Source organism: Blastococcus sp. SYSU DS0753, assembly GCF_054051175.1.
Genome location: NZ_JBJHAT010000013.1, coordinates 93,525 through 103,272 on the forward strand (window position 1 = coordinate 93,525; position 9,748 = coordinate 103,272).

Sequence of the window (9,748 nt, forward strand, 5' to 3'; positions counted from 1 at the left end):
TCGTCGTGTCCAGGTGGTCGGTCGTGGTCCCGGCGAAGCGCCTCGCCGCCGCCAAGACCCGGCTGCGGCCGCTCACCGGCGTCCCCGGCGGCGACCACGGCGCCCTGGTCCTCGCCCTGCTGGCCGACACCGTGGCCGCGGCGCTGGCCTGCGAGCGGGTCGGGTCGGTGGTGGTCGTCACCGACGAGCCGGTGGCCGCCGACCTGGTGCGCGGGCTGGGCGCCCGCGCGGTGCCCGACGAACCGGACGGCGGCCTGAACCCCGCGCTCGAGCACGGCGCCGGGAGCGCTCCCGGGGACGCCGTCGCCGCGCTCTCCTCCGACCTGCCCGCCCTCCGCCCGGTGGAGCTGGCGGCGGCGCTGGCGGAGGCGGAGGCGGCGCCCCGCTGCTTCGTGGCCGATGCCCAGGGAACGGGCACCACCCTGCTGACCGCCGTCGGCACGCCGTTGCGCCCGCGGTTCGGCCGCGGCTCCGCCGCAGCCCACCAGGCCGGCGGCGCGGTTCGGCTCACCGGCGCCTGGCCCGGCCTGCGCCGCGACGTCGACGTCCCCGCGGACCTCCGGGCAGCGCTGGCGCTGGGGGCCGGACCACGCACGTCCGCGCTGGTGCGGGGGTCGTCCTCGCTCGCCATCCGGGTCCGTACGGCACGATGAGGGAGTGGCAACAGAGAGCGCTCCCCGGACCGATGCCCTCCCCGTCGACCGCTACCTGAACCGAGAACTGTCCTGGCTGGACTTCAACGCCCGCGTGCTGGAGCTCGCCGAGGACGACTCGCTGCCGCTGCTGGAGCGGGTGAAGTTCCTCGCGATCTTCGCCAGCAACCTGGACGAGTTCTACATGGTGCGCATCGCCGGTCTGAAGCGCCGGCAGAGCACCGGTCTCACCGTCCGCTCGCCCGACGGGCTGACCATCCGCGAGCAGCTGGAGCGGGTGACCGCCCGCACGCAGGAGCTGGTGCAGCGGCACTCCGACGTCTTCAACAAGGACGTGCTGCCCCGCCTCGAGGAGGCCGGCATCCGGATCGTCCACTGGGACGACCTGGACGAGGACGCGATGCGCCGGCTCCGGGACTACTTCCGCGACCAGGTGTTCCCGGTGCTGACCCCGCTGGCCGTCGACCCCGCGCACCCGTTCCCGTACATCAGCGGCCTGTCGCTGAACCTCGCGGTGTCGGTGCACGACCCGGACACCAACGCCCCCCGCTTCGCGCGGCTCAAGGTGCCCAACAACGTGCCGCGCTTCGTGTCGGTCAACTCGCAGGACGACACCGTCATCTTCCTGCCCCTCGAGGACCTGATCGCCGCCCACCTGCCCCAGCTCTTCCCGGGGCTCGACGTGCTCGACCACCACTTCTTCCGCGTCACCCGCAACGCCGACGTGGAGGTCGAGGAGGACCGCGACGAGGACCTGCTCCAGGCGCTGGAGCGGGAGCTCGCCCGGCGCCGGTTCGGCCCCGCGGTCCGCCTCGAGGTCGCCGAGCCGATGGACCCCCGGATCCTCGAGGTGCTCGTCTCCGAGCTCGAGGTCTCCCCGGACGACGTCGTGCACGTGCCGGGGCTGCTCGACCTGGCCTCGCTCACGGCTCTCTACGACCTGGACCGGCCGGAGCTCAAGGACGAGCCGTTCGTCCCGACCACCCACCCGCGGCTGAGCGAGGGCGAGACGCCGAAGAGCGTCTTCGCGACCCTGCGCGAGGGCGACGTCCTGGTGCACCACCCCTACCACTCGTTCGCCACCAGCGTGCAGCGGTTCATCGAGCAGGCGGCCGCCGACCCGAACGTGCTGGCGATCAAGCAGACGCTCTACCGGACCTCGGGCGACTCCCCCATCGTCAACGCGCTGATCGAGGCGGCGGAGGCCGGCAAGCAGGTCGTGGTCCTGGTGGAGATCAAGGCCCGGTTCGACGAGGAGGCCAACATCAGCTGGGCGCGCTCGCTGGAGCGGGCCGGCTGCCACGTCGTGTACGGACTGGTCGGGCTGAAGACGCACTGCAAGACGGCGCTGGTCGTGCGCCGCGAGCAGGGCGTGATCCGCCGCTACTGCCACATCGGCACCGGCAACTACAACCCGAAGACGGCGCGGATCTACGAGGACCTGGGCATCCTCACCGCCGACCCGCGGGTGGGCGCGGACCTCACCGACCTGTTCAACGTCCTCACCGGCTACTCGCGGCAGACGAACTACCGCACGCTCATGGTGGCGCCGCACAGCATCCGCAACGGGCTCATCGAGAAGATCCGCCGCGAGGCGCGGAACGCGCGCGAGGGACGCCCCTCGGGCATCCGCATCAAGGCGAACTCCATCGTCGACGAGCGCCTCATCGACGCCCTCTACGAGGCCTCGCAGGCCGGTGTGCCGGTGGAGCTGTTCGTCCGCGGGATCTGCGCGCTGCGACCGGGCGTGGCCGGGATGTCGGAGACGATCCGGGTGCGCTCGATCGTCGGCCGGTTCCTCGAGCACTCCCGGGTGATCTCCTTCCTCAACGGCGGGGACCCGGAGTGGTGGATCGGCAGCGCGGACCTCATGCACCGCAACCTCGACCGCAGGGTCGAGGTGCTGCTGCGGGTCTGCGACGAGGCGGCCCGCAGGCAGCTGGAGGAGACCCTGCGCCCGGCCATGGAGCCGGGGGTGCGGTGCTGGGAGCTGCGCAGCGACGGGCAGTGGGACCGGCTGGACGGGCGGGACTACCAGGCAGAGCTGATGCACCGGATCCATGAGCTCGCCGGCTGAGCGGCGACCGATCGCGGCCGCCGGCGGCGTCGTGTGGCGCCCGGCCGGGGACGACGGCATCGAGATCGCCGTGGTCCACCGGCCCCGCTACGACGACTGGTCACTGCCGAAGGGGAAGCTCGACGCCGGTGAGCACGCCCTGGCCGCCGCGTGCCGCGAGGTGGTCGAGGAGACCGGGCTGCGCATCGTCGCCGGACGCCGGGGCCCGACGACCCAGTACGCGGTCGACGGCGTGCCCAAGCACGTCGACTACTGGCTGATGCGGTGCGTGGGGGGCTCCTTCGGCGCCAACGACGAGGTGGACGAGCTGCGCTGGCTCGCCCCCGACGACGCCGCCGCGCTCGTCACCCACGAGCACGACCGGCTGGTGATCGCCGACGCCGGCCGCACCGACGTGCCGCGCGAGGTGGGCCTGCTGCTGGTGCGGCACGGCCGCGCTGGCAGCAAGCAGGAGTTCGGCGGCCCGGACGAGCTGCGGCCGCTGGATGACAAGGGCCGGCGGCAGGCCGAGCAGCTGGCCGACGCCCTGACGTGGTTCGCCCCGGACGAGGTGTTCAGCACCCCGAAGGTGCGCTGCACGCAGACGGTGGAGCCGCTGGCCGAGCGGCTGGCCGTGGACGTGCGGCCGTCACCCCGGATGGGTGAGGAGTCCTTCGCCGACGACCCGCAGGCGGGGATGGCGCTCGTGGCGGAGCTGCTGGAGCGCCCCGGGGCGACGGTGCTGTGCAGCCAGGGCGGGGTGATCCCCTCGGTGCTGCAGACGCTCGGGGTGCACGGCCACGGTGTCCGCGGCCTGCTCCCGCCGGCCGCCAAGGGCAGCGTCTGGGCCCTCGGCGGCCGGCCGGGCGCGCTGGTCGCGGACTACTACCGCGACTTCGAGCCCGACCCGGACGCCCCGCTGCCTCAGCGCGCGGGCAGCGCCGCCGGGAGCCAGGCCGGGCGCGCCGCCTCGTAGGCCTCGATGTCGTCGAGGTGCCGCTCGGTGAGGCCGACGTCGTCGAGCCCCTCCAGCAGCCGCCACCGGGTGTAGTCGTCGATCTCGAACGGCACCGCCACGTCGCCGTACGTCACCTGCTTCGCGCGCAGGTCGACCGTCACCGGTGTCGCCGGGTCGGCCTCGACCGCGGTCCACAGCGCCTCGACCTCGGCCTGCGGCAGCACGACGGTGAGCAGCCCCGACTTGGTCGAGTTGTTGCGGAAGATGTCGGCGAACCGGGAGCTGATGACGACGCGGAACCCACCGTCGAGCAGCGCCCAGTTGGCGTGCTCGCGGGAGGAGCCGGTGCCGAAGTCGGGGCCGGCCACCAGGATCGAGGCGTCGGCGTACTCGGGCTTGTTGAGCACGAAGTCCGGCTCGTTGGTCCGCCAGGCGATGAACAGCCCGTCCTCGAAGCCGGTGCGGGTGATCCGCTTGAGGTACTCGGCCGGGATGATCTGGTCGGTGTCGACGGCGCTGCGGCGCAGCGGCGCGGCGGTGCCGGTGTGCGTGGTGAAGGCGTCCATGGCTCAGGCTCCGATCAGGTCGGCGGGGGCGGTGAGGCGGCCGGTGAGCGCCGTGGCGGCAGCGACCGACGGCGAGACCAGGTGGGTGCGCCCGCCCTTGCCCTGGCGGCCCTGGAAGTTGCGGTTGCTGGTCGAGGCCGACCGCTCGCCGGGCTTGAGCTGGTCGGGGTTCATGCCCAGGCACATCGAGCAGCCCGCCCCCCGCCACTCGGCGCCGGCCTCGACGAAGACCTTGTCCAGGCCCTCGGCCTCGGCCTGCAGCTTCACGCCGACCGAGCCGGGGACGACGAGCATGCGGGTCTCCGGATCGATCTTCTTGCCCTGCAGGAAGGCCGCGGCGGTGCGCAGGTCCTCGATCCGGCCGTTGGTGCAGGACCCGAGGAACACGGTGTCGACCTTGATCTCGCGCAGCGGGGTGCCGGGGGTCAGCCCCATGTAGGCCAGCGCCTGCTCGGCGGCCCGCCGTTCGCCGTCGTCGTCGAACTGGGCCGGGTCGGGCACCACGCCGTCGATCGGCAGACCCTGGCCGGGGTTGGTGCCCCAGGTGACGAACGGCGTCAGCGTCGAGGCATCCAGCGTCACCTCGCGGTCGAACACCGCCCCGTCGTCGGTGCGCAGCGTGCGCCAGTGCTCGACGGCGGCGTCCCAGTCGTCGCCCTGCGGGGCGTGCGGGCGGCCGCGCAGGAAGTCGAAGGTGGTCTGGTCCGGCGCGATGAGCCCCGCCTTCGCGCCGGCCTCGATCGACATGTTGCAGATGGTCATCCGGGCCTCCATCGAGAGCGCCTCGATGGCGCCGCCGCGGTACTCGATGACGTGTCCCGCCGCACCGTTGGTGCCGATCTGGGCGATGACGGCCAGGATGATGTCCTTCGCCGACACCCCCGGAGCGAGCTCGCCGTCGACGGTGACCGACATCTGCTTCGGCCGGTACTGCGGCAGGGTCTGCGTGGCCAGCACGTGCTCGACCTCGCTGGTGCCGATGCCGAAGGCCAGGGCGCCGAACGCTCCGTGCGTGGAGGTGTGGCTGTCGCCGCAGACGATGGTCATGCCGGGCTGGGTGAGCCCCAGCTGCGGGCCGATGACGTGCACGATGCCCTGGTCGCGGTCACCCATCGGGGCCAGCCGGATGCCGAACTCGGCGGCGTTCCGGCGCAGCGCGTCGACCTGCGCACGGCTGATCGGGTCGGCGATCGGCTTGAGGATGTCCAGGGTCGGGACGTTGTGGTCCTCCGTGGCCATCGTCAGGTCGGGGCGACGCACGGTGCGCCCGGCGGCGCGCAGGCCGTCGAAGGCCTGCGGGCTGGTGACCTCGTGCACCAGGTGCAGGTCGATGTAGAGCAGGTCGGGCTCCCCCGACGTGCTGCGCACGACGTGGGCGTCGTAGACCTTCTCGGCCAGGGTCTTCGGCACGGGCGCGTCCCCTTCGGGTGACTGGTCGATCCCGAGTTGACTGTCTCAGTGTTCGGGATGCGAGTATTGCTGTGTGGGACAGCCTAACCCGGTCGCGGTTCTGGACAAAGCGGTGTCGATCCTGCACGCCGTCGCACAGGAACCGGCCACCCTCGCCGAGCTCGTCACGCGCACCGGCCTACCCCGGGCCACCGCCCACCGGCTCGCCGTCGCCCTGGAGGGGCACCGCCTCGTCCGGCGCACCGACAGCGGCAGCTGGGCACCGGGTCCGGCGCTGGCGGAGCTCGGGCGGACGACCGCCGACATCGGCGAGATCGCCTCGCGTCACCTGGTCACGCTGCGGGACGCCACCGGCGAGAGCGCCCAGTTCTACGTCCGCGACGGCGCGACGCGCGTGTGCGTCGCCGCCGCCGAGCGGACCAGTGGCCTGCGCGACACCGTCCCGGTCGGCGCCCGACTGCCCATGACCGCGGGCTCGGCGGCGCACGCCCTGCTGGCGTTCATGCCCGCCGACGAGGTGACCCGCCTGCTGCCGTCGGCCAGCTTCACCGCCCGCACCCTGCTCGACGTGCGCCGCCGCGGCTGGGCGCACAGCGTGGCCGAGCGGGAGGCCGGCGTGGCGTCGCTGTCGGCCCCCGTCCGGGACGGCAACGGGTCCGTGCTGGGCGCCGTCTCGATCTCAGGGCCGGTGGAGCGCCTGGGCCGGCGCCCCAGCCCGGAGGTCATCGGCGCCGTGCTGGACGCCTCGGCGGCCATCGCCCGCGCCGCGCGCTGAGCTCGCCGGGAATCGCCGCCCGATCAGCGCCGACGGCCGGGCGCTCGACCCCCTGGCCTACTAGTACGTAGGTACGTATATTCGTCGTATGCAGCGCACCGGGTCCGCTCTCGTACGCACGCTCCGAGGTGCCCTCGCCGGCTTCGTCGTCGGCTTCGTCGTGGGCCTGCTGGTCCACGTCGTGGACGACGCCGCGGTCAACCCGTTCTTCTTCGGGTCGATCGGCATCGCGGTGGGCGCCGGGCTCGCCGGCGACCGGCCGCGGCGGGAGAACGACCGGCCGGTCGACGCACCATGACCGACGAGGACCGCTTCACCCGGATCGAGCAGCGCCTCGCCGCACTCGAGTCAGCCGCGGAGCGGGCCGGCCGGCCACCCGCGGCACCGGCGGAGACCGGGTCGCAGGAACGGTTCTGGGCGCTGGACGGCCTCGCCGAGGACGCGGCCGCCCTCCCCGGTGGCGCCGTCGTCTACGCGGGCTCGGTGCGCCTGCCCAGCGGGGAGCAGTACGCCTGGCAGCGCACGCACGGCGCGGAGGATGCGCTCGGCGACGGCTCGGCCGACGCGGAACTCGCCGCCGAGCTGTCCGCGCTGGCCCACGCGGTCCGGCTCCGGCTGCTGCGGGAGGTGCTGGGCGGGACCCGCACGACCGCCGGGCTCGCCGCGCTCCCGGGACTGGGCACGACCGGGCAGCTGCACCACCACCTCCGCCAGCTCACCGCAGCGGGGTGGCTCCGCGCCACCGCCCGCGGGAGCTGGGCCGTGCCCGCCGAGCGGGTGGTCCCGCTGCACGTCGTCCTCGCGGCGGTGTCGTCGTGAACCCGCGCGTCCTCGCGGCCCGGTGCCGCGCCCCGCTGGCACCGGCCGGCGTCCTGCTCATCGCCGTCGGCGGGAGCGGCGTGCCCGCGGCCGCCCTCGCTGGGTTCCTGCTCGTCGTCGGCTTCCTGGTGCTCGACCGGGTGCGGCCGCCCGAGCACCCGGTGACGGTGGTCGAGCCGCCGGTCGCGGGCCGGTGGCGGGCCGTCAACTCCCCCGCCTCCGGCGTGCCCTCGCACGGCACCAACGGGCTGGGCCAGACATGGGCCATCGACCTGGCGGCCGAGCCCGGCGACGGAGCGCGTCCCGCGTTCGGCTCCGGCGGTCAGTGGCGGCGGCCGACCGACTACCCGGCGTTCGGCCGGCCGGTGCGCTCCCCCGTCGACGGCCTGGTCGTGCGGGTCCACGACCGCCGTCGCGACCACCGGGCGCGCAGCGGGTGGGTGTCCCTGATCGTCCTGCTGGTCGTCGAGGGCTTCGTACGCCAGGTGGCCGGCACGCGGTGGATGCTGGGCAACTACGTCGTCGTCCGCCGGGACGACGGCACCCATGCCGTCCTGGCCCACCTGCGCCGCGGCTCGGTGCGGGTGGCCGTCGGCGACCGCGTCGCAGCCGGGCAGCAGGTCGCGGAGTGCGGCAACTCCGGCAACAGCAGCGAACCGCACCTGCACGTCCAGCTCACCGACTCCGCCCGGGTGGCCGCGTCCTGCGGACGCCCGATGGCCTTCCGCGCGGCGGCGCCGGACGGCTCCGACGGGCTCCCGGGCAACGACGAGCTGCTCCAGGTCTGAGCCCGCCGCTCAGTGGCCTGGGAACGGCGAGAGCCCCCGACCGGGTGGTCGGGGGCTCTCGATCGCGTAGCCCCGAAGGGATTCGAACCCTCGCTACCGCCGTGAGAGGGCGGCGTCCTGGGCCGCTAGACGACGGGGCCGTGCTGTGTCACTGCTGTACTGCAAGAGGAACCAGGCTTCCTCGCTGGGGTACCAGGACTCGAACCTAGACTAACGGAACCAGAAACCGTCGGGCTGCCAATTACCCCATACCCCATGGGTAGCACCTCGCGGCGCCGGAGAGAACTGTACCCGACGCTGCGCGGGCGGGTGGCACCACCCCCCGGTCGGCGGGTCAGCCGGCCGGGGCGGGCGCCGCGGCCCGCGGGAGGCGCAGGTCCAGCGCGGGCGTGTGCAGCTCCGGCCGCGCCCGCCGCCGCCACCGGGCGACGAGCAGGACGTAGCCGCCGAAGCCGACCGCGGTGAGCGTGAGCGACACCGGAACCAGCCCCGCCGGCACCACGTCCGTGGCCACGGCATCACCCAGCAGCGCCACCAGCAGGAACAGCACCACGTTGTTGACCGCGTGCAGGACGACCGCGGCCTCGAGCCCGCCGGTCAGCCAGACGACGGCGGAGGCGGCCAGGGCGAAGGCGAAGCGGTCGAGGAACGTGGCGAGGTCCGGCGGGAGGTGCGCGAGGGAGAAGAGCGCGCCGGTGACCACCGCGGCCACCACGGCACCGACGCGCGGGCTGCGGATCCAGCCGGCGATCGCCTGGCTCAGGTAGCCGCGGAACAGGTACTCCTCGGCCGCGGACTGCAGCGGTGTGGTGAGCAGGACGACAGCCAGCAACCAGCCCCACGAGGGGACCGGTCCCGTCACCTCGACCTCCTCCGCGGTGATCCCCAGGAGCACGGAGAGGCCGATCACGACCCCGATCGAGGCCAGCGCCAGCAGCGTCAGCCGGGGCAGCAGCCGCCACCGGAACCGGGCGAGCACCGACGACGACCAGCCGGGGCGCATGCCGTGCGCCACCGCCCAGGCCAGCCACACCACCGGGATGCCCACGGCCAGGGTCGCGTTGGTGACCAGCAGCGTGCCCGGGTCGGTGAGCTCGATCAGGGCCAGGTCGGGGCTGAGGCCGGTGAGGATGCCGATCACGCCGAGCAGCGCGCCGGCCACCAGGAAGACCACCCCCAGCAGGAGCAGCCCCAGCAGCGGCCGCCACCAGGCCCAGTCGCGGGTCCGCATGATGCGCAGGTACGGCTGCGGGACGTCGTGCGGCGGTGTGCCCGGCGGGAGGGCCCAGCCGGCCGGGGGAAAGGGCGCCGGGGGGAAAGGAGACTGCGGGAACGGGCCCGGGGCATACCCACCCGGCGGGAACGGACCCGGGGCGTACCCACCCGGGGGGAACGGACCCGGGGCGTACGCACCCGGGGGGAACGGACCCGGGGCGTACGCACCCGGCGGGAACGGCGCGGGCGGCTGCGGCCAGGGCGGGACCGGGAACCGCCCGGGGTCCGGCCGCAGGGTCGGGGGGGGGGGGGGGGGGGGGGGGGGGGGGGGGGGGGGGGGGGGCGGGCCCCCCCCCCCCCCCCCCCCCCCCCCCCCCCCCCCCCGGCGGCGTTCTCCGGCGCGGCGACGAGCGGTGCCGCGGCAGGGTCACTCCACCTGGACTGTGACCTCGATGCCTCGTTCCCGGTCGTCGCGCTGCGAGGAGTAGAAGACGTACTCGCCGGGCTC

10 protein-coding genes and 2 tRNA genes are annotated in these 9,748 nt (G+C 74.2%); 7 read left to right on the top strand and 5 right to left on the bottom strand.

The genetic code is table 11. From position 1 onward, the window contains the following. Nucleotides 1-5 precede the first annotated feature (5 nt). From cofC to ACI799_RS12155, 3 genes are read left to right on the top strand one after another with little or no spacing between them, the layout of a single operon-like run. Nucleotides 6-653: a 2-phospho-L-lactate guanylyltransferase gene (gene cofC / locus ACI799_RS12145; protein WP_456588836.1), complete on the top strand. Its 648-nt coding sequence runs from the start codon at nucleotides 6-8 to the stop codon at nucleotides 651-653. A 4-nt stretch (nucleotides 654-657) separates the two neighbouring features. After that, nucleotides 658-2,730, top strand: coding sequence for an RNA degradosome polyphosphate kinase (locus ACI799_RS12150; RefSeq protein ID WP_456613149.1), 2,073 nt, complete (start codon nucleotides 658-660; stop codon nucleotides 2,728-2,730). Beyond that, nucleotides 2,714-3,685 carry an NUDIX hydrolase gene (locus ACI799_RS12155; RefSeq protein ID WP_456613150.1) on the top strand — a complete coding sequence of 324 codons (972 nt, stop codon included), beginning with the start codon at nucleotides 2,714-2,716 and terminating at the stop codon, nucleotides 3,683-3,685. The genes ACI799_RS12150 and ACI799_RS12155 overlap by 17 nt, the downstream gene beginning before the upstream one ends. On the opposite strand, the gene leuD is transcribed toward ACI799_RS12155, so the two are convergent. Beyond that, nucleotides 3,634-4,233, bottom strand: coding sequence for a 3-isopropylmalate dehydratase small subunit (gene leuD / locus ACI799_RS12160; RefSeq protein WP_456588839.1), 600 nt, complete (start codon nucleotides 4,231-4,233; stop codon nucleotides 3,634-3,636). The two genes, ACI799_RS12155 and leuD, sit on opposite strands and share 52 nt — an antisense overlap. Before the next feature lie 3 nt (nucleotides 4,234-4,236). Then, entirely contained in the window at nucleotides 4,237-5,643 is a 1,407-nt protein-coding gene (gene leuC, locus ACI799_RS12165) for a 3-isopropylmalate dehydratase large subunit (protein ID WP_456588840.1), read from the bottom strand. Nucleotides 5,644-5,755: 112 nt separating this feature from the next. Here leuC and ACI799_RS12170 point away from each other — a divergent pair, with 112 nt between their 5' ends. The 4 genes from ACI799_RS12170 to ACI799_RS12185 all read left to right on the top strand — a co-directional run bounded on the left by ACI799_RS12170 (nucleotide 5,756) and on the right by ACI799_RS12185 (nucleotide 8,025). Next, on the top strand, nucleotides 5,756-6,418 hold the full coding sequence (locus tag ACI799_RS12170; RefSeq protein WP_456588841.1) for an IclR family transcriptional regulator: 663 nt from the start codon (nucleotides 5,756-5,758) through the stop codon (nucleotides 6,416-6,418). Between the two features lie 88 nt (nucleotides 6,419-6,506). Then, a complete protein-coding gene (locus tag ACI799_RS12175; protein WP_456588842.1) occupies nucleotides 6,507-6,716 on the top strand; it encodes a hypothetical protein in 210 nt (69 codons plus the stop codon). After that, nucleotides 6,713-7,237: an ArsR/SmtB family transcription factor gene (locus tag ACI799_RS12180; protein ID WP_456599865.1), complete on the top strand. Its 525-nt coding sequence runs from the start codon at nucleotides 6,713-6,715 to the stop codon at nucleotides 7,235-7,237. Before ACI799_RS12175 ends, ACI799_RS12180 begins: the two co-directional genes overlap by 4 nt. Further along, nucleotides 7,234-8,025: a M23 family metallopeptidase gene (locus ACI799_RS12185; protein WP_456613151.1), complete on the top strand. Its 792-nt coding sequence runs from the start codon at nucleotides 7,234-7,236 to the stop codon at nucleotides 8,023-8,025. Before ACI799_RS12180 ends, ACI799_RS12185 begins: the two co-directional genes overlap by 4 nt. A gap of 67 nt (nucleotides 8,026-8,092) precedes the next feature. Here the strand turns inward: ACI799_RS12185 and ACI799_RS12190 are convergent. The 3 genes from ACI799_RS12190 to ACI799_RS12200 form a co-directional block, all read right to left on the bottom strand. Then, a tRNA-Glu gene (locus ACI799_RS12190) sits at nucleotides 8,093-8,165 on the bottom strand. Nucleotides 8,166-8,209: 44 nt separating this feature from the next. Continuing rightward, nucleotides 8,210-8,281, bottom strand: a tRNA-Gln gene (locus ACI799_RS12195). 78 nt (nucleotides 8,282-8,359) lie between these two features. After that, entirely contained in the window at nucleotides 8,360-9,256 is an 897-nt protein-coding gene (locus ACI799_RS12200) for a CPBP family intramembrane glutamic endopeptidase (RefSeq protein WP_456588845.1), read from the bottom strand. Nucleotides 9,257-9,748: the final 492 nt, after the last annotated feature.